Raw genomic sequence first — 21915 nt, 5'->3', positions numbered from 1 at the left:
GGCCGTTCAGCTCGGGCTCCCGGCGGCCGCGTCCGGTCTGGGGTGGTCGCCGCCCCGGATCTGGTCGACGGCGTGCGGCAGGATGCGCGCCAGCACCGCGAGGCCGTCCTTCACGCCGCCCGTGGAACCGGGCAGGTTCACGATCAGCGTGCGGCCCGCCACGCCGGCCAGGCCCCGCGACAGAGCGGCGGTCGGCACCCTGGCGAGGCCTTCGGCGCGAATGGCCTGCGGGATGCCCGGGATCTCGTAGTCGAGCACGCGTGCGGTCGCGTCGGGGGTCCGGTCGGTCGGCGAGATGCCGGTGCCGCCCGTGGTGAGGATGACGTCGTACCCGGCGGCCACGCCCTCGCGCAGCGCCTCCTCGACGGGGTCCCCGTCGGGGACGACGCGCGGGCCGTCCACCGTGAAGCCCAGCTTCTCCAGCGCCCCGGCCAGCAGCGGGCCGCCCTTGTCCGCGTACACGCCCTGCGAGGCACGGTTGGAGGCGGTGACCACCAGGCCCCGGAGCTCCGGCGCCCCGGCGGCCGGCGCAGCGGCCTGCCCGGTCGCGGCGGGGACGGGCGGCACGTGGCTGTGGACCTCGCCGCCGCGCGGGGGCGTCACGAACGGCTCCAGTCGCCGGACTTGCCGCCCGTCTTCTCCTCCACCCGGACGTCGGTGATGACCGCGCCCTTGTCGACGGCCTTCACCATGTCGATCACGGTGAGTCCGGCGACGGCGACCGCGGTCAGCGCCTCCATCTCGACGCCGGTGCGGTCGGTGGTCTTGACGGTGGCGAGGATCTCGACGGCGTCGTCGGCGACCTTCAGGTCCACCTTCACCCCGGAGACCGCCAGCGGGTGGCAGAGCGGGATCAGGTCGGGGGTCTTCTTGGCCCCCATGATCCCGGCGATCCGCGCGGTGGCGAGGGCGTCGCCCTTCGGCACGCCCTCGCCGCGCAGCAGCTCGATCACCCGGGACGAGACCAGGACGCGGCCGCTGGCGCGCGCCGTGCGGGTGGTGACGTCTTTTGTCGATACGTCGACCATCCGGGCCGCACCGGCCTCGTCGATGTGCGTCAGCCTGCTCTGCGTACTCATGTCTACGTGCCGCTCCCGCTCCGGGCCCCGAAACGCCGGGGCCTGTGTGATGCAACACGCTACCCGCACCGGGCGGTGCCCAGCCGGGCAGGACCACTGGCCGAACAGGGCCGCCGGCCGGGCGGCCAGGCCGGCCCCCTAGCCGAGCAGTACGACTTCCAGTTCGGTGCCCGGCTCCACCGAGGTGACGTCCTCCGGTACGACGATCAGGGAATCGGCGTGCGCCAGCGCGGCGATCAGGTGCGAGCCCGATCCGCCGACCGGGCTGACCGTGCCCGCGTCGGGGTCGTACTTCCCGCGCAGGAACTGCCGGCGTGCGGCCGGGGAGCCCAGCGGCGCGTCGGCCTTCAGCACGGCCCGCACGCTCGGCCGGCTGACCTGCGACGCCGGCAGCCCCATGAGGGCCCGGATCGCGGGACGCACGAACAGCTCGAAGGACACGTACGAGGACACCGGGTTGCCGGGCAGGGCCAGCAGCGGGGTGTGGTCGGGGCCGACCGTGCCGAAGCCCTGTGGCTTGCCGGGCTGCATCGCGAGCTTGCGGAAGTCCACCCCACCGGCCTGCGGCTCCTCGCCGTCGCCGGTGCCGGCCGCGGTCAGGGCCTCCTTGACCACGTCGTACGCACCGACACTGACCCCGCCCGTGGTGACCAGCAGGTCGGCGCGGATCAGCTGGTCCTCGATGGTGGAGCGCAGCGTGTCGGCGTCGTCGGCGACCGCGCCGACGCGGTAGGCGATGGCGCCGGCGTCGCGGGCGGCGGCGGCCAGGGCGAAGCTGTTGGAGTCGTAGATCGTCCCGGCAGCCAGTGCCTCACCCGGCTGGACCAGCTCGCTGCCGGTGGACAGGACCACCACGCGCGGGCGCGGCCGGACCCGCACCGTGCCGCGGCCGATGGCCGCGAGCAGCGCGATCTGCGGCGGGCCGAGTACGGTGCCGGCGGCCAGCGCCAGGTCGCCGGCCTGCACGTCGCTGCCGCGGGCGCGCACGTGCGCGCGCGCCTCGGCCGGGCGGTGGACCCGGACCTCGCCGGCCGCGCCCTCGGGCGCGGCGCTGGCCGGGGTCATGCCGGAGGCGGCGCCGCCGCCCGTGCCGCCGTCGGTCCATTCGACCGGTACGACGGCTTCCGCGCCGGGCGGCAGGGGGGCGCCGGTCATGATGCGGGCGGCCTGGCCGGGGCCGACGGTCGGCAGCTCGCCGCTGCCGGCCGCGACGTCCCCGACGACCGTGAGCACCGCGGGGAACTCCTCGCTCGCGCCCTGGACGTCGGCCGTGCGGACGGCGTACCCGTCCATGGAGCTGTTGTCGAAGGGCGGGAGGGCGACGGGCACGGTGACGTCCTCGACCAGGACGCAGCCCTGGGCGTCGAGCAGCTGGAGCTCGATGGGCTCCAGCGGCCGGACGGCGGCGAGGACGTCCGCGAGGTGCTCGTCCACCGACCACAGGCGGTGGTGGCCGGTGTCCTGCGGTGCTCTGCTGCTCAAGGTGCTACATCTCCTCCGTGACGTAACGGTGAAGCCAGGTGCGGAACTCCGGGCCCAGGTCCTCACGCTCGCAGGCGAGTCGGACGATGGCCCGCAGGTAGTCCCCCCGGTCCCCGGTGTCGTAGCGGCGGCCGCGGAAGACCACGCCGTGCACCGGACCGCCCACGTTCTCGTCGGCGGCCAGCTTCTGCAGGGCGTCGGTGAGCTGGATCTCCCCACCGCGGCCCGGCTCGGTCTCCCGCAGTATGCCGAAGATCGCGGGGTGCAGGACGTAGCGTCCGATGACCGCGTAGTTGCTGGGCGCCTCGGCGGGCTCCGGCTTCTCGACGAGGCCGGTGATGCGGACGACGTCGTCCTCGCCGGTCGTCTCGACGGCGGCGCAGCCGTAGAGGTGGACGTTGGCGGGGTCGACCTCCATCAGGGCGATGACGGTGCCGCCGGTCTTCTCGTGGACCTCGACCATCCGGCGCAGGAGGGGGTCGCGCGGGTCGATGAGGTCGTCGCCGAGGAGGACGGCGAAGGGCTCCTCGCCGACGTGGGGCTCGGCGCACAGCACGGCGTGGCCCAGGCCGCGGGGGTCGCCCTGGCGGACGTAGTGCATGGTGGCGAGGTCGCTGGACTCCTGGACCTTCTTCAGCCGGTCGTCGTCACCCTTGGCGATCAGGGCGGACTCCAGCTCGTAGTTGCGGTCGAAGTGGTCCTCGAGCGCGCGCTTGTTACGTCCTGTGATCATGAGGACGTCGTCGAGTCCGGCCGAAACGGCCTCCTCGACCACGTACTGGATGGCCGGCTTGTCCACGACCGGCAGCATTTCCTTGGGGGTCGCCTTGGTGGCGGGGAGGAACCGGGTACCGAGGCCCGCAGCCGGGATGACGGCCTTCTTGATCACGGGGTGCGACTGAGTCATGGGCAGAACGATAGTGGGTCGCACCGAACACCCGACCAGATTCCGGTAAATAGATCCAACTCTGTCCCGATAGAAAAGGAATTGTGACTCAACTGTGGTAGAGAGCCTGTCCGGAAACCTCCCCTTCCCTCCCGAGAAGGCCGCCCTCCGCAAGGAACTCCTCGCCGCCCGCCGTGCCTTGTCCCCCGAGGCCCGCCGTACGGCGGCCGGCGCCCTCGTCGGCTCGGCGCTGGCACTGCCCGAGCTGGCCGGCGCGCGCACGGTGGCCGCGTACGTGTCCGTCGGCTCGGAGCCGGGCACCCGCGAGCTGCTCGACGCGCTGCGGGATGCCGGGAAGCGGGTGCTGCTGCCCCTGCTGCTGCCGGACAACGATCTCGACTGGGCGGTGTACGAGGGCCCGGGCAGCCTCGCCGAGGCGGCGCATCCGGGGAAGATGCGGCTGCTGGAGCCGTCCGGTCCGGCGCTGGGTCCGCAGGCGGTCACCGGCGCGGACGCGGTGCTGCTGCCCGGGCTGGCGGTGGACCGGCGCGGGATGCGGCTCGGGCGCGGCGGGGGCTCGTACGACCGGGTGCTGGCACGGCTGGAGCGGGCCGGTGCGCATCCGGCGCTGGTGGTGCTCCTCTACGACGAAGAGGTGGTCGCGCGGGTCCCGGAGGAACCGCACGACCACCCCGTCCAGGCGGTCGCCACCCCGTCGGGGGTGGTGCGCTTCAGGCCGTGATCACGGCTTGAGCGTCAGCGTGTCCACTGTCGACTTGTCGACGGCGTCCTTTCCGAACGGCCAGTCCAGCAGTTCGCCCTTGGCCCACATCGTCGTCTGGTCGGTGTAGTTGCTGTCGTAGGCGTGGCCCGAGGCGCCGGTGAGGTTGATCCACCGGGACTTGTCGAGGTCGTTGAGGTTGACGACCATGCGCATCGACGGGACCCAGGTGACGTCGTAACCGCTGGAGGCGTTCCAGCCGGTGGCGTTGACGGTGGCCTCGCCGCCGCCCAGGTTCCACGGGCCGCGGTTGAGGAGCCACTGCATGAAGCCCGGGCCCTCCTTGCCGATGGTCTGGTTCTTCAGCGTGAGCTGGTGCAGCCGGCCCCAGCTCCAGGTCGACTGGTCCTTGCCGAGCTTGGCGGTCAGCTCCCAGCGCGCGTCCTCCATCGCCCGGGCGAACAGCTCGTCGCGGGTCTTGATGGGCTTGTCGTGGACGGTCTTCGGGGTGGCGGTCCACCACGGCGACTTCTCGTCCTTGACCAGGCGGCGGACCACCTCGAACCAGCGGTCGCCGCCGTCCGGCTGCGCGGAGTCGGCGCCGCGGGTGCCGCACTCGCGGACGGTCTTGGCGAGGTCGTCGTTGGGGCCGGTGCCCTCCTCGATGACGTTCATGCAGCTGTCGGTGACGCGCAGCTCCTTCGGCATCTTGTCGCCGAACGCCAGCTTGAGGATGTTGCGCCAGACGGCGTTGAAGTAGGCGGCCGCCGCCGAGTCGTTCTCCTGGGTGTAGTTCCAGCCCTCGAGCAGCTTCTGCGCCGAACGCACGTCCGGGTCGGAGACCGGGATCTTGGCCAGCATCGGGGTCAGCAGCGCGGCGATCTCGCTGCTGTTGTCCATCTGCATGGTGCGCATGTCGTCGGTGGAGATCTTGCCGCTGTCCTTGATCTTCGCCTCGATGAGGTCGTTGATCCGCTGGCTGCGGGCGCCGTAGCCCCAGTCGGTGGTCAGGACGTACGGGTACTTGCCCGCGCCGGTGCCGGACTCGGTGACGGCCTGGTTGGCGGTGACGATGTAGCCGCGCTGCGGGTTGAGCTCCCAGGGCAGCTCGTTCTGCGGGATGTAGCCGGCGCCGCCGTCGCGGCCGCCCTTCCAGGCGTACTTGGGGTCCCAGCCGGGGGCCGGCATGCGGCCGTCGCCCTGGCCGCGGAGCGGGATGCGGCCCGGGGCCTGGTAGCCGATGTTGCCGTTGGGGCCCTTGTTGTCGGCGTAGATCAGGTTCTGGGACGGGACCTCGAAGTCGGCGGCCGCGGCCCGGAAGCCGGCGAAGTCCTTGGCGCGGTCGAGCTTGAAGACGGCGTCCATCGACTTGCCCGGGTCCAGTGCGGTCCAGCGCAGGGCGACGGCGTAGCCGGTGCCGCGGTCGGGGGCCGAGCTGGGGACGGGGGCGCGGGAGCCGACGGTCTCGAGCTCGTCGCTGCGGTCGGAGATCAGCGGTCCGTTGTTGGTGGTGCGGACGGTGATCTTCTTGCTCTTGCCGCCCGCGACCTTGATCTCCTCTTCACGGATGGTGAAGGGGACGACCTTGTTGTCGTAGACGTAGCCCTCGGGACGGACCTGCTCCAGGTAGAGGTCGGTGACGTCGGCGCCGAGGTTGGTCATGCCCCAGGCGATGTCGGCGTTGTGGCCGATGACCACGCCGGGCATGCCGGAGAAGGTGAAGCCGGCGACGTCGTACTGGCACTTGGCCGAGACGGCGCGGCAGTGCAGGCCCATCTGGTACCAGACCGAGGGCAGCTGCGGGGACAGGTGCGGGTCGTTGGCGAGCAGCGGCTTGCCGGTGGTCGTGTACTTGCCGGAGACGACCCAGGAGTTGGAGCCGATGCCGCTGCCGTTGGGGCCGAGGATGGCCGGGATGTCGTCCAGCGTCTTGGACAGGGCGGTCAGCTGCGTGCGCAGGCCGACGGTCGCGCCCTGGGCGCCGGCGTTGTCGGCGAGGCCGGTGGCGGGGTTGGTGCCGCCGTTGGGGGTGGCCTGCGACCCGGTGCCGGTGCCCGTGCCCGTGCCCGTGGTGGAGCCCGTACCCGTGCCGGTGGTGGAGCCGGTGCCGGTCGTTCCCGTGCCGGAGGTGCCGGTCGTGCCGGTGCCCGTCGTGCCCGTGCCGGAGGTGCCCGTCGTGGAGGAGCCGGAGGTGCCCTGGGGCGCGTACTTGCCGCCCGCGACGGTGCCGCCCTCGACGATCGGCTTGTTCCGGTCGAAGGGGTACGCCGGGTAGAGCTCGTCGATCTGCGCCTGCGTGAGCTTGTTCGACATCAGCGAGCGGTCGATCTCGTCCTGCATGTTGCCGCGCAGGTCCCAGGCCATCGCCTTGAGCCAGGCCACCGAGTCGACCGGCGTCCACTTCTCGGGCTTGTAGCCGTCGGTGATCTTCAGGGCGGCGTGCTCGACGGAGAGGTCCTTGCCGGACTTGCCCTTCAGCCACGCGTTGACCCCGTCGGCGTAGGCCTGGAGGTACTTCTTCGTCTCGGGCGAGAGCTTCTTGTCGTACTCCTCCTGCGCGACCTGGCGCCAGCCGAGCGTGCGAAGGAAGGCGTCGGTCTCGACCTGGCCGGAGCCGAACATCTCGGAGAGGCGGCCGGAGGTCATGTGACGGCGTACGTCCATCTCCCAGAACCGGTCCTGCGCGTGGACGAAGCCCTGCGCGCGGAAGAGGTCCTCGTCGTTGTCGGCGTAGAGCTGCGGGATCCCGTGCTCGTCGCGCTTGACGTCGACGGTCCCGGTCAGGCCGGGGACCTTGAGGGAGCCGGTGGTCTGCGGGAACGAAGCGCGCACGGTGTCCACGCTCCAGTACGCGCCGTAGCCGAGGCCCGCCAAGAGCGCCAGGACCAAGACGAGCACGAGCAGGCGTGCGCGTCGTCCCTTCTTCTTGACGGAAGGTCCGGATTCTTTGGCGGGCATCGCTGTCCTTCGAGGGGCAGGGTGGTCCTGGGAGTGCTGGGAGCAACCATAGGCGCAGGACCGCCTCCGTTGATCCGCCAGGGGTCAAGGTCCGTAGGACAGGGGCGAACTGCCGTTTCACAATGTGGGTATCGCGTAAAGAGTCCGTCAAAGATTAGGTAAGGTAACGAAGCACTTGCCGAATACGCCGCCGGTGGAACGTTCCGCCGGGCGCGCTTTGAGGAAAGGGCCGCCCACTGACTGTCCACACGCTCAATGAGCTCCTGCTGGTCTGCTCGCTCGTGCTGCTCGTCGCGGTGGCGGCGGTACGCATCTCTTCACGCAGCGGCCTCCCCAGCCTGCTCATCTACCTCGGCATAGGCATCGCGATAGGCCAGGACGGCATCGGCAACGTCGTATTCGACAACGCCGAGCTGACACAGGTCATCGGTTACGCCGCGCTCGTCGTCATCCTCGCCGAGGGCGGTCTGGGCACGAAGTGGAAAGAGATCAAGCCGGCCCTGCCACAGGCGGTCGTCCTGTCGCTGGTCGGCGTCGCGGTCAGCGTCGGCGTCACCGCGGCCGGCGCGCACTACCTCGTCGGACTCGAATGGCGGCAGTCGCTGCTGATCGGTGCGGTCGTCTCCTCGACCGACGCCGCGGCGGTCTTCTCGGTGCTGCGCAAGGTCCCGCTCCCCTCCCGCGTGACGGGTGTGCTGGAGGCGGAGTCCGGCTTCAACGACGCGCCCGTCGTCATCCTGGTGGTCGCCTTCGCGACGGTCGGGCCGGTGGACAGCTGGTACGTGCTGGTCGGCAAGATCGCGCTGGAGCTGGCGATCGGTGCGGCGATAGGCCTGGCGGTGGGTTTCCTGGGGGCGTACGGGCTGCGGCACGTGGCCCTGCCGGCCTCCGGCCTGTACCCGATCGCGGTGATGGCGATCGCGGTGTCCGCGTACGCGGCCGGCGCGATGGCGCACGGCTCCGGCTTCCTCGCGGTCTACCTGGCGGCGATGGTGCTCGGCAACGCGAAGCTGCCGCACTGGCCGGCCACGCGCGGGTTCGCGGACGGGCTGGGCTGGATCGCGCAGATCGGCATGTTCGTGCTGCTCGGCCTGCTGGTGACGCCGCACGAGCTGGCCGGGGACTTCTGGCCCGCTGTGATCATCGGACTGGTGCTGACGATGGTGGCGCGGCCGCTGGAGGTGTTCGTCAGCCTGCTGCCGTTCCGGGTCGCGTGGCAGGAGCAGGTGCTGATGTCGTGGGCGGGGCTGCGCGGCGCCGTGCCGATCATCCTGGCGACGATCCCGATGGTGACCGGGATCGAGGGCAGCGACCGGGTCTTCAACATCGTCTTCGTGCTGGTCGTCGTCTACACGCTGGTGCAGGGGCCGACCCTGCCGTGGCTGGCGCGGAAGCTGAACCTGCGCGAGACGGGCGAGGCCGCCGCCGACCTGGGCATCGAGTCGGCGCCGCTGGAGAAGCTGCGCGGACACCTGCTGTCGTTCGCGATACCCGAGGCGTCGCGGATGCACGGCGTCGAGGTCGGCGAGCTCCGGCTGCCGGCCGGGGCGTCGGTGACGCTGGTGGTCCGGGACGCGAAGAGTTTCGTGCCGGCGCCGTCGACGGTGCTGCGCCGGGGGGACGAGCTGCTGGTGGTGGCCACGGATCCGGTGCGGGACGCGGCGGAGGCCCGGCTGCGGGCGGTGGCGCGCGGGGGCAAGCTCGCGGGGTGGCTGGGCACCGGTGGCGGAACGTCACTCTAGGTGCCGGAGGGTGGCGGCCAAGGCCGTCCGAACAGCGGTTTTCGGTTAGAGCGTCATTCTAATTGGGCCATTTTCGGTGGCTTGCGCCTGACCTTGCCCCCATTTCGGAGGGTCAGGAATGCGAAGTTCCAGTTAATCGCAGGTGAAGACATGCCTTGTCACCGTAATCACAGGGCGTGGTAGGGGATTCCCCTGTACGATGAAGGCACACCAGATCGAACCAACTCTGCCTGACGCAGAGCTGGCGCGACCGCAAAGCGGCCGTGGCACCCTCCCGCAGTGGGCGCCCAGGTATCACTCGGTTCTGCGCAAGAGGACAGCTCTCGGGGCTCCCACATGTACGGGTACGGCCGCTCACAAAGCGGCCGGCCGTCCGCAGACGGGGACGCTCTACCAGGCAGCGGAAAGGCCAGGCCGTGACATCCGCGGTCACGACCGACAAGTCCGTCCGACCCGGCTACGGGCAGCTCCTGCGCACGCCCGGCGCCCTCTCGTTCGTCCTCCCCGGCTTCGCCGCCCGTCTGCCGTTCGGCATGCTGACCATCAGCATCCTGCTGCTCGTCCAGCACGCCACCGGCTCCTACGGCGACGCGGGCATCGTCTCCGCCGTCACCGGCGTCTCCATGGCGCTGTTCGCCCCGGTCATGGGCAAGCTCACCGACCGCCGCGGCCAGAGCGCCGTCCTCGTGCCGGTCGTCCTCACGCACGCCACCGCCGTCTCCGGTCTGACCGCGCTGGCCCTGCTCGGCGCCCCGCTGTGGGCGCTCGCGCTGGCCGCCGTCCCGGCCGGCGCCTCCGTCCCGCAGGTCGGGCCCATGGTCCGGACCCGCTGGGCGGCCAAGCTGGAGGGCTCCGCGCTGCTGCCGACGGCCGCCGCGTTCGAGTCCGTCACCGACGAGTTCACCTTCGTCGTCGGCCCGGTGCTGGCCACCGCGCTGTGCACCGGCGTCCACCCGGCGGCCGGTCTGGCCACCGAGGCGGCCCTGACGCTGCTCGGCGGGCTGTTCTTCGCCGCGCAGCGCTCCACCGAGCCGAAGACCGCCGCGAAGGCGGCCCACGGCGAGAAGCCCGCCTCGGCCCTGTCCTTCGCCGGCCTGCGCGTCCTGATCGTCGCCTTCCTCGGCATCGGCGCCGTCTTCGGCGGCATGCAGGTGTCCCTGACCGCCTTCGCCGGCGAGATCGGCAACCCCGGCGCCAACGGCCTGCTGTACGGCGTCTTCGCGGCCGGCAACATGATCGCCGGCATCACCATGGGCGCCGTCGCCTGGAAGATCGGTCCGCGCCGCCGCCTGATCCTGGGCTACGTCGGCCTGACCGCCGCCGCCTCGGTCCTGTGGGCCGTGAACTCGGCCGTGCTGATGGGCGCGGTCGGCCTGGTCGTCGGCCTGTGCATCGCCCCGGCGCTGATCACCGGCTACACGATGATCGAGCAGCTGGTTCCGGCCGCCTCGCGTACCGAGGCGTTCACCTGGCTGACCGGCGCGGTCGCCTTCGGGCAGGCCGTCGCCGTGATCGTGGCCGGCCGCCTGACGGACGCGCACGGTTCCTCGTACGGCTTCCTGGTGCCGCTGGCCGCCACCGCGCTGGCGCTGGCCACGCTGCTGGCCCTGCGCGCGAAGCTCGCGCCGAAGGCCCCGAGCCGCATCGTGAACTCCTCCGCGCCGGCCGCCGCCGCGGCGGACCCGGCCGGCCGGGAGCGCGCGACCGAGCGTGGGATCGGTCACCGCACGCCCGTGACGGTGGACTGATCCGCCGGAATACGTCACCATGGAGCGTCGTTAGCACTCATTGAGTCAGAGTGCCAGGAGGAAATTCGTGCCGACCTACCAGTACCAGTGCACCGAGTGCGGTGAGGGCCTTGAGGCCGTGCAGAAGTTCACCGACGAAGCGCTGACCGTGTGCCCGAGCTGCGACGGACGCCTGAAGAAGGTGTTCTCCGCGGTCGGCATCGTGTTCAAGGGCTCCGGTTTCTACCGGAACGACAGCCGTGGCGCGTCGTCGAGCAGCACGCCCGCGTCGAAGTCCTCGTCCGCGTCCTCGTCGTCCACGACGACGTCGACCGCTTCGGCCCCGGCCGCCGCGTCCTCCTCGACCTCTTCGAGCACGGGCGGCAGCTCCAGCTCGGCCGCCTGACCTCTCAGCCTCTTGCGCAAGGCCCCGCTCGCCCTCCTGGGCGGCGGGGCCTTGCGCGTCCCCCGTTAGGGTGGCCGCATGGTGAACGCAGAGATCGGTGTAATCGGCGGGTCGGGCTTCTACTCCTTCCTTGAGGACGTCTCCGAGGTCCAGGTCGAGACCCCCTACGGGCCTCCGAGCGACTCCCTGTACCTGGGCGAGCTGGCCGGCCGGCAGGTGGCGTTCCTGCCGCGGCACGGGCGCAGCCACACCGTCCCGCCACACAAGATCAACTACCGGGCCAACCTGTGGGCGCTGCGTTCGGTCGGCGTACGGCAGGTGCTGGGGCCGTGCGCGGTGGGCGGCCTGCGGGCGGAGTACGGGCCGGGCACGCTGCTGGTCCCGGACCAGCTGGTGGACCGGACGAAGTCCCGCGTGCAGACCTTCTTCGACGGGGAGCCGCTGCCGGACGGGAGCGTCCCGAACGTCGTGCACACCACCTTCGCCGACCCGTACTGCCCGGTGGGGCGCTCGGTGGCGCTCTCGGCGGCGCGCGGGCGGGAGTGGGAGCCGGTGGACGGCGGCACCATGGTCGTCGTCGAGGGCCCGCGGTTCTCGACGCGCGCGGAGTCGCAGTGGCACGCGGCGGCCGGCTGGTCGGTGGTCGGCATGACCGGGCATCCGGAGGCGGTCCTCGCACGTGAGCTGGGGCTCTGCTACACCTCGATGGCGCTGGTGACGGACCTGGACGCGGGTGCCGAGACGGGCGAGGGGGTCTCGCACACCGAGGTCCTGAAGGTGTTCGGCGAGAACGTCAGCCGGCTGCGCGAGGTCCTCTTCGACGCCGTGGCGGCCCTGCCCGCGACCGCTGACCGCGACTGCCTGTGCACCCACGCCCACGACGGCTGGGACCTGGGCATCGAACTGCCGTAGGCGCGCTACAGGCCGACCGGAGCCGCACCGGGGCCGGGGCGCGGAGCCCTCGGTGACCGCGGGCGGCTCCCGGTCGACCTCTGCGGGTGGCCTGCAGGCACCCTGGCGGCTGGGGAAACGATTCCTCCGACGGTGTCACGTTCCGCGAGGCTGTCCTGTCTCCCTGGTGACGGGGTCGAAGGGGCCCCTTTCCGGAAGAGGCCAGCCATGCCGCGCATCTCGCTCACCCCGCCCCGCACCCTCCTGACGCGCCTCGGCGCCTGGTACTCGCGTCGCACCTACGGCAAGGTGCTCGACCCCGGCCAGGCGTACGGGCACAACTCGCGCGTGCTGTTCTCGTACGTCCGGATGGAGCAGCGGGCGGCGAAGTGGAACGAGCTCGACGCGGGGCTGAAGCACCTTGCCGTGATGGCCTGCGCCGCGCGGATCAACTGCTCGTGGTGCATGGACTTCGGCTACTGGGAGGGCCACGAGCTGGGTCTCTCGCCGGAGAAGATCGAGCGGGTGCCTCGGTGGCGGGCGGAGCGGGAGGCGTTCACCGAGCTGGAGCTTCTGGTGATGGAGTACGCGGAGGCGATGACCGAGACGGCGCCGGCGGTCACGGACGAGATGGCGGCCGGACTCGTCGCACGGCTGGGCGAGCCGGCGTTCGTCGAGCTCACCGCGGTGGTCGCGCTCGAGAACTGGCGTTCGCGGGTGAACAGCGCGTTCGGTCTGACCAGCCAGGGGTTCTCGGAGGCCTGCCGGGTGCCGAGCCGGCCCTGAGCGGTCGGGCGGGGGTCCTGCCCCTGTGGGTGAACGGGTTGTCCACAACCTGGGGATCGTCCACAGGCCGGAGCGGAGCCGGGCGTCGGGGCGGATCGTGGGAGGGTCCGGGCACTGGGCCCGGGCACCCAATCCCGAACCCTTCGGTGGTGATCAGCATGTCCGCGTCCTCTCCCGGCCGCCCGGAATCCCCGGCGTCCACGGCTTCCCCCGCGACTTCTCCCACGACTTCTCCCGCGTCCTCTTCCTCCGGCGCCTCGTCGTGTTCCTCCGGCTCCTCCGCCTGCCGGCCTGCGCGCCCCGTGCCTCCGTTCCCGCCGCTGCGCGTGCGCCGGGCCCGGGGGCGGCTCGGCCGTGCCCTGCGCCGCAAGCGGCGGGCGGCTTCGGCCGGGCTGGCCGTGGTGGCGGCCGCTCTGGCCATGGGCGGGGCGGACGCGCAGGCCTCCCGGGGTGCGGCCCCGCCCGAGGTGAAGCCGTCGCCCGCGGCGGTGCGGATGGTGTCGGCTCCCGTGCGCATCGCGGACGCGGCCACGGTACGGCTGCTGCGGCCCGGGGACCGGGTCGACGTGGTGGCGGCGGAACGCACGGGACCGCCGAGGGTGGTGGCGTCGGGGGCCCGGGTGGCCGAAGTCCCGGCGCCGGAGAAGGCGTTGGGGGACGGTGGGGCGCTGGTGGTGCTGTCGGTGCCCCGGGACACCGCGCGGGCCCTGGTGGGGGCCGGAGCAGTGGCACGACTGGCGGTGGCATTGTGCTGATTCGCACTGACGCACAGTCAAGTCGCTCTGAGGTGGGCGCCGATTGGACATGGCGTGCCATCACTGCCGTAGCTTTCGGAACCGTTGGCTCCGTGTACAGCAGTGACGAAGAGAGGCTCAGTCGTGAGCGAGAAGAAGAAGGAGAGCGTCCTGGCGGGCTTCAAGGCCTTCCTGATGCGCGGCAACGTGGTGGACCTGGCCGTGGCCGTGGTGATCGGCGCCGCGTTCACGAACATCGTGAACTCGATCGTGAAGGGCATCATCAGCCCGCTTGTGGGCGCCATCGGCACCAAAAACCTGGATGTCTACACCTCGTGCCTGAAGGCACCTTGTGGGGTGGACGCCAAGGGCGAGCCGACCGGCGTCAACATCATGTGGGGCTCGGTCCTGAACGCGACGCTCAGCTTCCTGATCACCGCCGCCGTCGTCTACTTCCTGATGGTCCTGCCGATGGCGAAGTACCTGTCCCGGCAGGAGGAGCGCCGCAAGGCCAAGGAAGGCGTCAGGGAGACCATCGAGATCACCGAGCTCGAGGTCCTCAAGGAGATCCGGGACACCCTGGTCTCGCAGCGCAACGGGCACGGCGAGAACACCAGGACTCCGGGGGCGCGCGACGCGGTCTGACCGCCGCGGCGGATCAGATGTGGTGCGGGGGCTTCTCGTCCAGGAAGCGGGCGAGGTCGGCCGCGCTTCCGCCGGCGGGCGGCCGTTCGCCCCAGCCCCGGTCGGTGTCGTCCGAGGACTGCTGGTCGAGCGGGTCGTCGAAGACCAGCTTCGGCCTGGGCCTCTGGGTCGGGGTGGGCTCGGGCTTCGCCCCGGCTGCGGGGTCGGGGGACTGCGGGTCGGAGGCGGGGGCGGTGCTCATGGCTCAAGGGTACGGCCGCCCCGGCCCCGGGCCCCGGCCTGGAACGGGGCTCCGGCCCGGGCCCCGGCCGCGGCCTTGGCCCCGGCCCGGGTCAGCTGGGGGCTTCCGCGCCCTTGCGGGCGTAGAACCACCAGCAGACCGCGAGGCAGGTCGCGTAGAAGCCGATGAACATCCACAGCGCGTTGGTGACGGCGGTGGCCGCGAACATGGCGGGGATGAAGAAGAAGCCGTAGGCGGCGATGGCGGACGAGAAGCCGGTGACGGCACCCGCTTCCATCTCCGACTGCTTCAGCGCGGCTGCCTGCGCCTCGGGGCCCTGGCCCTCGGCCTGGCGCATGTGTTGCTCCCGGAAGATCACCGGAATCTGCCGGAACGTGGATCCGTTGCCCAGTCCCGAGAAGGCGAAGGCCACCAGGAAGCCGGCGAAGAACGCCCAGAAATTGCCCTGGTCCCCGCCGGACGGCAGGGCGAAGATCACCACGATCAGGGCGGCCGCCATACCGACGAACGACAGCATGGTCACCCTGGCGCCACCGATCCGGTCGGAGAGCCAGCCACCCGCCCAGCGCATCAGCGCGCCGATGAAGGGGCCGATCCAGGCGTAGGTGGTCGCCTGGTATCCCTGCGCCTCGAAGTTGTTCTTGATGAGCAGGGGCAGACCGGCGGCGAACCCGATGAAGGAGCCGAAGGTGCCGACGTAGAGCCAGGTCATCAGCCAGTTGTGCTTGCGCGTGAAGATGACCTTCTGCTGGCTGAAGGGGGCCGCGGCCACCTTGAGGTCGTTCATCAGGAACCAGGCGAGCAGGGCCATGACGACCAGGAGCGGCACCCAGAGGAAGGCTCCGTTCTGGAGCCAGATGTCCGTGTTCTTCTTCGCGTCGTGCTGCGGTCCGCCCGCCGGCGGGCCCAGCACGGCGGCGGTGATCACCAGGGGCGCGACCAGTTGGACGACGCTCACGCCGAGGTTTCCGAGGCCGCCGTTGAGGCCGTTGGCGCTGCCCTTCTCGCGCTTGGGGAAGAAGAAGCCGATGTTGGCCATGGAGGAGGCGAAGTTGGCTCCTCCGATGCCGCAGACGGCGGCGATGAGCGCGAGTTCCCAGTAGGGGGTTCCGGTGTCCTGGAGCGCGAAGCCCAGCCAGAGCATGGGGGCGACCAGGACGAGCGTGCTGAAGGCGGTGAACTTCCGCTCGCCGAAGATGGGGCCGATGAAGGTGTACAGGATCCGGAAGGTGCCGCCGGTGATGCCGGGGATGGCGGTCAGCCAGAACAGCTGCGACTTGGAGAAGCCGAAGCCGACGTCGTTCAGCTTGACCACGGTGACCGACCAGACCTGCCAGACCACGAAGCCGAGCATCAGCGCCGGGATGGAGATCCAGAGGTTGCGCTGGGCGACCCTGCGGCCGGTGGACTGCCAGAAGCCGTCGTCCTCCGGGCGCCAGTCCCCGATGACGGCACCCGGCTTGTAGGTCTCCTTGCGGTGGGAGCGGACCGCGGACGGGGTGGGCGTCGGAAGGGACATGGTCATCGGTCCTTCGGGTCGAGGAGCCACAGGGCGATCACGACGAGGAAGGACAGGATCAGGAATCCCGCTCCCCACCAGGCGGTGGCCGTGTTGCCCTTCATCCATTCGTTGACGGTCACGGTCAGCGCCCAGAGCTGCCCGATGACGACGGTGAGGGCGAGGACGAGACGGGCGTTGAGCTTGGAGGAACGCTCGGGTTCCTGTTCGGTGCCGGCGCCGGGACCGGGGCCCGTGCGCCGGATCCGCGGGTCGCCGTAGCCGCTGGTGGGGCGGATCTGCGGGTACCGCTCGTGCACGGGGCGGTTCAGCCGGGGCTGGGCACTTCCCGGGTGGTATGCGGGCCGTGGGGGCAGCTGTGGGTCGCTCATGTCCGCCTGCTCTCGGTGGCGCGGGCCGTGCCGGGGCAGCCCAGGCGCCGTGCTGCCTCGGGGCGGGAGTCGCCGAACTGCCGGCAAAGGGCTTCCTTGGCGGTCTCTCCCGACCGGGCGGTGGCGATGGCCCAGACGCTGCCGTCGGCGCGTTCGGTGAGGAAGATCCTGGGGAGGGGGCGGGGCGGCGGTCCGGCGGTGACCTCGCCCGTGCGGGCGTCGAAGACGCCTTCGTGGCAGGGGCAGTACAGCTCGCCGTCGGGGCCGCGGTCCTCTCGCCACAGGACGGCGCAGGCCAGGTGGGTACAGACCGCGGAGTAGCCGACGAGGCTTCCGTCGGCGAGCCGGACGGCGAGGGCGCGGTCCTCGTCTCCGGGGAAGCGGAAGGCGACGGACTGGCCGGGGGCGAGTGCGTCGGTGACCTTCTTGGCTTCGGGCAGGTGCTGGCTGTCGCCGTGCCGGTGGAGGATGCCGGCGGCCACGCCGACTCCGCCGATGGCGAGGCCGCCGGAGACGGTGGCGACGATGCGCAGGTAGTCACGGCGGGTGGTCAGGGAGTCGGCGCTGATCCGTTCACGCAGCTGCGCTGCGGCGGCGTCCCCGTCGGCGTCGCCGGGGCCCTGGCCGGGTTGTGGCGCCGGCTGTTCGGTCACGCTCATCGCACATCCACCCCATTGACTTCGACGACGGGCAGGCCGCCGGGGACGGGCCACTGGACCTTGTCGGCGGGTACGACCATGGCCACGCCGGTGGATACGACGACGTCGCCGAAGGCGAAGGAGTCGGCGACCTGGACGCCGGGGCGCTCGGCACGGAGTTCTTCGAGGGTTCCGTAGAAGAGGGCGCCGGTCGGGCAGACGGTGGCGCACATGGGGGCCAGGCCGTAGGCGGTGCGGTCGTAGCAGAGGTTGCACTTCATCTGGAGCTTCGCCTGCAGGTCGATCTTCGGGACGCCGAAGGGGCAGGCGTTGACGCAGTTGGCGCAGCCGATGCAGCGGGTGGTGTCGGCCTGCTGGACGACGCCGTCGGCGGTCACCAGGATCGCGTCCGCGGGGCAGACCTCGGCGCAGGGGGCGACCGGGTCCTCGCAGTGCATGCAGACGGTGGGCAGGGAGGCGACGGACTGGCCGGGGTCGCTGTAGTCGAGGTGGATCATCGACTTGCCGCGGTGAGAGTCGCATTCGCGGCAGGCGGAGACGCAGGCCTGGCATCCGATACAGCGGCCCGGGTCGATGAAGATCGTGCGGCCCATCATGGCGGCGTCAGCTCCTCTCCGCGGTGCCACGGCCCTGCGGGGACGTGGGCGGCAGGGGGTCGGTGCGGGAGGCCTGGGCCTCCGGGTAGGACTGGTGGCCGGGCGGCGTGGGGGGTGCGGGGACGTCGTCGACGCGTTCGGCCGACTCGATGCGGGCGGCGCAGACCTTGTACTCGGGGATCTTCGAGCGGGGGTCGAGGGCGTCGATGGTCAGAGCGTTCGCGGCGGTGGGGACCGGCCAGTGGTAGGGGATGAAGACGGTGTCGGGGCGGATGGCCTCGGTGACGAGGGCGGGGAACACCTCGCTGCCGCGGCGGGTGATCACCCTCACGGGGTCGCCGTTGTGGAAGCCGTGGCACGGGTGGACTTCGACCCAGGGGCGTGGTGTCTGTTCGACGAGGGCTCCGAGGCGGCGGGTCTGGTTGCCGGAGAGGAAGTGCGCGACGGTGCGGCCGGTGGTGAGGGAGAGGGGGAATTCCTCGGTGTAGGCGTCCATGGGCGGGTGCCATTCCACGACCTGCAGGTGGATCTTGCCGTCGGGGTGGTAGGTCCGGCCGTCCTCGAAGAGGCGTGGGGTGCCGGGGTGGTCGGTGGTGGGGCAGGGCCAGGCGATGCCGCCGGTGGCGTCCAGGCGGTCGTAGGTGATGCCGTAGTAGTCGTTGACGGTGCCCGCGGAGGCGATGCGCAGTTCTTCGAACACCTCGCGGGAGCCGGGGAAGTCGAAGTGGTCGCCCGCGCCGAGGCGGCGGGCGAGTTCGCAGATGACCCAGGTGTCGGTGCGGACGCCCGCGGGGGGTTCCTGGGCCTTGTTGTGCTTGACGACGCGGGCTTCGGCGTTGGCCATGACGCCTTCGTCCTCGGCCCAGGTGGTGACGGGGAACACGACGTGGGCGTTCGCGGCGGTCTCGGAGAGGAAGAAGTCGAACTGGGCGTGGAATTCGGCGGTGTCGTAGCCGGCCTTGACCACGGCGTAGTTGGGGAGGGAGACGAACGGGTTGTTGCAGATGCCGATGAGGCCGCGGATCTCCTTGCGCTGCATCTGCCAGACCATCTCCATCATGGAGGTCCCGGCACCGGGGAGTTCGGACTCCTCGATGCCCCAGATGCGGCAGATCTGTGCGCGGTGTTCGGGGTTGGTGATGGAGCGGCCGCCGGGGAGCAGGTCGGACTTCTGGCCGTGCTCGCGGCCGCCTTGTCCGTTGCCCTGGCCGGTGATGGTGCCGTAGCCGGCGCCGGGTTTGCCGATGTTGCCGGTGGCGACGCACAGGTTGATGACGGTCAGGCAGTTCTCGACGCCCTGGGAGTGGTGTTCGATGCCGCGGGCGTGCCAGGCCATGGCCTTTCCGGCGGTCGCGAAGGCGCGGGCGACCTGGGTGATCTGTGTGGCGGGGATGCCGCAGATCTCGGCCGCGCGGGCGGGCGGGTAGTCGGCGACGGTCTTCTTGACCTCGTCCCAGCCGGTGGTGTGTGCGGCGAGATAGGTGTCGTCGGTGAGCCCTTCGGCGACGATCACGTGCAGGACGGAGTTGAAGAACGCGGCGTCCGTGCCCGGTTTCAGGGCGACGTGGATGTCCGCGGTGCGGGCGATGGCCGTCTCACGGGGGTCGACGACGATGAGGGTGGCGCCGCGGTCGCGTGCGCCCCACAGGTACTGGGTCATCACGGGGAAGCACTCGCCGACGTTCGACCCGGCGATGAGCAGGCAGTCGGTGAGCAGGATGTCGGAGAAGGGGTTGCCGGCGCGGTCGATGCCGAAGGCGAGTTTGTTGGCGCCTGCGGCGCTGACCATGCAGAGGCGGCCGTTGTAGTCGACGTGTTTGGTCTTGAGGGCGACGCGGGCGAACTTGCCGACGAGGTAGGTCTTCTCGGAGAACAGGCTGGCGCCGCCGAGCAGGCCGAAGGCGTCGTTGCCGTGGGCGTTCTGGATGCGGCGGATCTCGGAGACGGTGAAGTCGAGGGCCTCGTCCCAGGAGGCTTCTCTGAACTCCTCGTCGCGGGAGCGGCGCATCAGGGGGGCGGTCAGCCGGTCGGGGTGGTTGACCTGCTGGTAGGCGTTGAGGCCCTTGGGGCACATCCGCATCCGGTTGATGTCGTGGTTGCGGGGTTCGACTCCGAAGACCTTGCCGCCGTGGTCGACGCGCAGGTACATGCCGCACTGGACGCCGCAGAAGCAGCAGTGGGTGGGGACGAGGGTTTCGCCGGTCTGGTCGGCGTGCCAGCGGTCGGCGGGGAGGCCGCCGGCGTCGCGGAAGTTGCGGGTGCCGGGCGGGGCGATGGCCGGGTCGAGGGGCAGGGGGGTCCGCTTCGCGGGGTCCGTCGCGGTCACTTGAAGCCTTTCTTGACGTGGGTCAGGTAGGCGTTGCCGCGCAGGATCCGCTTGCAGCGGGGGCAGTACTCGACGAAGGCGTTGAAGTCGAGGCGGAGGTCGCGCATGGTGCCGCGCAGGTTCTCGACGTACGGGGTGGTGTCGATGGGTTCGCCGCAGCGCTTACAGGCGAAGATCTGGTCGTCTTGGCGGGCGGTGTATTTGAACAGCTGCATGCCGACGGCGGCCGGCCGCTGGACGATGTGGAAGAACTTGCCGAAGGGGATGTAGATGAGGGTGAAGACGACCGACACCATGTGGAGGATGCCGAGGAACTCGTAGCCTCCGCCGTGCAGGAAGATCGACGAGAAGGTGAGCAGGAGTCCTGTCACCGAGATCACGATGAGGCAGATCAGCGGCAGCAGGTCGTAGGCGAACCGCTGGCCGGTGATGGCGCCGCGGTCCTTCATGCGGCGCCACAGGAAGTAGCCGGCTCCGGGGATGACGAGGACGGCGGCGATGTCCAGGCCGTGGAACATCAGCCAGCCGAGGATGTTCAGGGAGTTGAAGCCGAGGACCTTGATGCCCCAGATGCGCATCTCGTAGCCGGGGCCCGAGCCGCTGCCCGAGGTGAAGGTGAACCAGCCCCAGGTGAGGGGGAAGGTGATCGCGGCGGCGAGCAGGCAGCCCCAGAAGATCAGCTGGTGGGCGGCCCAGCGGGAGCGGGAACGGGCGCCGAGGAACTTCTGGAAGCCGAGGTAGGTGGCGATCATCCGGGGCAGGGCGGTGGGCGCCTTCTTGAAGTTGGCGGCTGAGAAGAAGCTGCCGAAGCCCTTCTTGAAGAGGCGGCGCGCTCCGGGTGCGGAGACCCAGACGGTGTACCGGTAGGCCACGCCGAAGGCCAGGAAGACGGTGGCGACGGCGTAGGGCAGCAGGGCGGAGTCGAAGTCCCGCAGGAGCCGGCTGCCGAGCACGATCGCGATGACGAGCAGAGCGGATACGGCTGCGCCGGCCAGGGTGGCCCGTGCGGTGACGGAGCGGCCGGCCGGCGGCGGGGGCTCGGGCGCGCCGGGGGGTGGCGGCGGGGCTGCGGCGCGTACTTCTGTGGGCTCGGACACAGCACCACGCTAGGTGGTCTGGACCGTTTTAGCCCGTTATGCGGACTTTATGATTGCTCCGGACGGGTCATATGGCGTGCAGTCCGCGGGCTGCGAAGACCGCCTTGGCCTCGGCCACCTGTCCGGCGGTGGGCGAGGGCGTGTCGTGGAGGGTGAAGGGCATGCCCAGGGCGTCCCACTTGCCCTCCCCCAGCTTGTGGAAGGGCAGTACGTCGACCCTCGAGACGTTTCCGAGGCCGGCGGCGAACGCGGCGACGCCGTCGACGTTGTCGCGGGCGTCGGTGAGGCCGGGCACCAGTACGAACCGCAGGTGCACCTCCTTGCCGAGGGCGGCGAGGCGGCGGGCGAAGTCGAGGGTGGGTTCGAGCGGGCGGCCGGTGAGGTGCCGGTAGGTGTCGCGGTCCCAGGACTTGATGTCGAGCAGCACGAGGTCCACGTCGCGCAGCAGCGCGTCGGTGGCGCGGGCGCCGAGGAAGCCGGAGGTGTCGAGGGCGGTGTGGAGGCCGAGCTCGTGCTTCATGCGGTGCAGGAGTTCACCGGTGAAGACGGGCTGGAGCAGCGGTTCGCCGCCGGAGATGGTGGCGCCGCCGCCGGAGGCGGAGATGAAGCGGGTGTATTTGCGGGCTTCGGCGATGACGTCGTCGGCGGAGGTGCGCGTGCCGCCGCGCATGCGCATGGTGTCGGGGTTGTGGCAGTAGAGGCAGGTCAGCGGGCAGCCGGCGAGGAAGGTCACGAAGCGGGTACCGGGTCCGTCGACGCCGGTGGAGAGGTCCCAGGAGTGCACGGAGCCCTCGCTGGGGCGTTGCGTCACGGCGGCTGCCGGGGTGCGGCCGCAGCTGGCGGGCGGCGCGGCGGCGGCCGCGGCGGGGCCGACGGGGAGGCTCGTACCGAAGAGGACGGTCATGGCGGGTGCTCCAGACGTGTTCCGGTGGCCGGTGGAGGTGGGGGGTCGTCGGCGGGGTGTCGGCGGGGCGTTCGGCCCGAGGTCCTGGGGGCCCGGGGCCCGCCGGCCGGTGGGGCCCGCGGGTCGGGGGGGGGGGCGGGTGGTC

21 protein-coding genes are annotated in these 21915 nt (G+C 71.0%); 8 read left to right on the top strand and 13 right to left on the bottom strand.

The features are described from left to right. Positions 1-6: 6 nt before the first annotated feature. From ACFVXK_RS05710 to galU, 4 genes are all read right to left on the bottom strand, one after another. Entirely contained in the window at positions 7-567 is a 561-nt protein-coding gene (locus tag ACFVXK_RS05710) for a molybdenum cofactor biosynthesis protein B (RefSeq protein WP_389610280.1), read from the bottom strand. A 32-nt stretch (positions 568-599) separates the two neighbouring features. Further along, entirely contained in the window at positions 600-1079 is a 480-nt protein-coding gene (moaC, locus tag ACFVXK_RS05705; protein ID WP_079427710.1) for a cyclic pyranopterin monophosphate synthase MoaC, read from the bottom strand. 138 nt (positions 1080-1217) lie between these two features. Next, complete coding sequence (glp, locus tag ACFVXK_RS05700) at positions 1218-2561, bottom strand: gephyrin-like molybdotransferase Glp (protein ID WP_389610251.1); 1344 nt, start codon at positions 2559-2561, stop codon at positions 1218-1220. A gap of 4 nt (positions 2562-2565) precedes the next feature. Beyond that, entirely contained in the window at positions 2566-3468 is a 903-nt protein-coding gene (galU, locus tag ACFVXK_RS05695; protein ID WP_389610250.1) for a UTP--glucose-1-phosphate uridylyltransferase GalU, read from the bottom strand. A gap of 94 nt (positions 3469-3562) precedes the next feature. Between galU and ACFVXK_RS05690 the strand changes: the two genes are divergently transcribed. Further along, complete coding sequence (locus ACFVXK_RS05690; RefSeq protein WP_389610249.1) at positions 3563-4189, top strand: 5-formyltetrahydrofolate cyclo-ligase; 627 nt, start codon at positions 3563-3565, stop codon at positions 4187-4189. Here the strand turns inward: ACFVXK_RS05690 and ACFVXK_RS05685 are convergent, their stop codons facing one another. Then, positions 4190-7126: a penicillin acylase family protein gene (locus ACFVXK_RS05685; protein WP_389610248.1), complete on the bottom strand. Its 2937-nt coding sequence runs from the start codon at positions 7124-7126 to the stop codon at positions 4190-4192. Positions 7127-7362: 236 nt separating this feature from the next. On the opposite strand from ACFVXK_RS05685, the gene ACFVXK_RS05680 reads away from it, so the two are divergent. The 7 genes from ACFVXK_RS05680 (at position 7363) to mscL (ending at position 14057) form a co-directional block, all read left to right on the top strand. Continuing rightward, positions 7363-8868, top strand: coding sequence for a potassium/proton antiporter (locus ACFVXK_RS05680; protein ID WP_389610279.1), 1506 nt, complete (start codon positions 7363-7365; stop codon positions 8866-8868). 416 nt (positions 8869-9284) lie between these two features. Continuing rightward, positions 9285-10616, top strand: a complete 1332-nt coding sequence (locus ACFVXK_RS05675) for an MFS transporter (RefSeq protein WP_389610247.1) — start codon at positions 9285-9287, stop codon at positions 10614-10616. Positions 10617-10683: 67 nt separating this feature from the next. Next, entirely contained in the window at positions 10684-11001 is a 318-nt protein-coding gene (locus ACFVXK_RS05670; protein WP_389610246.1) for an FmdB family zinc ribbon protein, read from the top strand. A 78-nt stretch (positions 11002-11079) separates the two neighbouring features. Next, positions 11080-11913 (top strand): S-methyl-5'-thioadenosine phosphorylase, encoded by an 834-nt coding sequence (locus ACFVXK_RS05665; protein ID WP_389610245.1) that lies wholly within the window; start codon positions 11080-11082, stop codon positions 11911-11913. Positions 11914-12120: 207 nt separating this feature from the next. Then, positions 12121-12678, top strand: coding sequence for a carboxymuconolactone decarboxylase family protein (locus ACFVXK_RS05660; protein WP_389610244.1), 558 nt, complete (start codon positions 12121-12123; stop codon positions 12676-12678). A 302-nt stretch (positions 12679-12980) separates the two neighbouring features. Continuing rightward, positions 12981-13433, top strand: coding sequence for a hypothetical protein (locus ACFVXK_RS05655; protein WP_389610243.1), 453 nt, complete (start codon positions 12981-12983; stop codon positions 13431-13433). A gap of 123 nt (positions 13434-13556) precedes the next feature. After that, the gene (mscL, locus tag ACFVXK_RS05650) at positions 13557-14057 is read left to right on the top strand and encodes a large conductance mechanosensitive channel protein MscL (protein ID WP_389610242.1); all 501 of its coding nucleotides are present in this window, start codon (positions 13557-13559) and stop codon (positions 14055-14057) included. A gap of 13 nt (positions 14058-14070) precedes the next feature. On the opposite strand, the gene ACFVXK_RS05645 is transcribed toward mscL, so the two are convergent. The 8 genes from ACFVXK_RS05645 to pflA form a co-directional block, all read right to left on the bottom strand. Next, positions 14071-14298, bottom strand: a complete 228-nt coding sequence (locus tag ACFVXK_RS05645) for a hypothetical protein (RefSeq protein ID WP_389610241.1) — start codon at positions 14296-14298, stop codon at positions 14071-14073. 91 nt (positions 14299-14389) lie between these two features. After that, a complete protein-coding gene (locus ACFVXK_RS05640) occupies positions 14390-15817 on the bottom strand; it encodes a NarK family nitrate/nitrite MFS transporter (protein WP_389610240.1) in 1428 nt (475 codons plus the stop codon). Positions 15818-15819: 2 nt separating this feature from the next. Then, positions 15820-16188: a hypothetical protein gene (locus tag ACFVXK_RS05635; RefSeq protein WP_389610239.1), complete on the bottom strand. Its 369-nt coding sequence runs from the start codon at positions 16186-16188 to the stop codon at positions 15820-15822. Then, positions 16185-16847, bottom strand: a complete 663-nt coding sequence (locus ACFVXK_RS05630) for a ubiquinol-cytochrome c reductase iron-sulfur subunit (RefSeq protein WP_389610238.1) — start codon at positions 16845-16847, stop codon at positions 16185-16187. The genes ACFVXK_RS05635 and ACFVXK_RS05630 overlap by 4 nt, the downstream gene beginning before the upstream one ends. Beyond that, positions 16844-17443: a 4Fe-4S dicluster domain-containing protein gene (locus tag ACFVXK_RS05625; protein WP_389610237.1), complete on the bottom strand. Its 600-nt coding sequence runs from the start codon at positions 17441-17443 to the stop codon at positions 16844-16846. Before ACFVXK_RS05625 ends, ACFVXK_RS05630 begins: the two co-directional genes overlap by 4 nt. 7 nt (positions 17444-17450) lie before the next feature. Beyond that, positions 17451-19769, bottom strand: coding sequence for a molybdopterin oxidoreductase family protein (locus tag ACFVXK_RS05620; RefSeq protein ID WP_389610236.1), 2319 nt, complete (start codon positions 19767-19769; stop codon positions 17451-17453). Next, the gene (locus ACFVXK_RS05615; RefSeq protein ID WP_389610235.1) at positions 19766-20866 is read right to left on the bottom strand and encodes an MFS transporter; all 1101 of its coding nucleotides are present in this window, start codon (positions 20864-20866) and stop codon (positions 19766-19768) included. Before ACFVXK_RS05615 ends, ACFVXK_RS05620 begins: the two co-directional genes overlap by 4 nt. Positions 20867-20933: 67 nt before the next feature. Beyond that, complete coding sequence (gene pflA, locus ACFVXK_RS05610) at positions 20934-21770, bottom strand: pyruvate formate-lyase-activating protein (RefSeq protein WP_389610234.1); 837 nt, start codon at positions 21768-21770, stop codon at positions 20934-20936. Between the last annotated feature and the right edge of the window lie 145 nt (positions 21771-21915).

The organism is Streptomyces sp. NPDC058157 (genome assembly GCF_042884105.1).
Taxonomy (GTDB): Bacteria; Actinomycetota; Actinomycetes; order Streptomycetales; family Streptomycetaceae; genus Streptomyces.
This window is presented reverse-complemented; position numbering and strand designations above follow the sequence as displayed.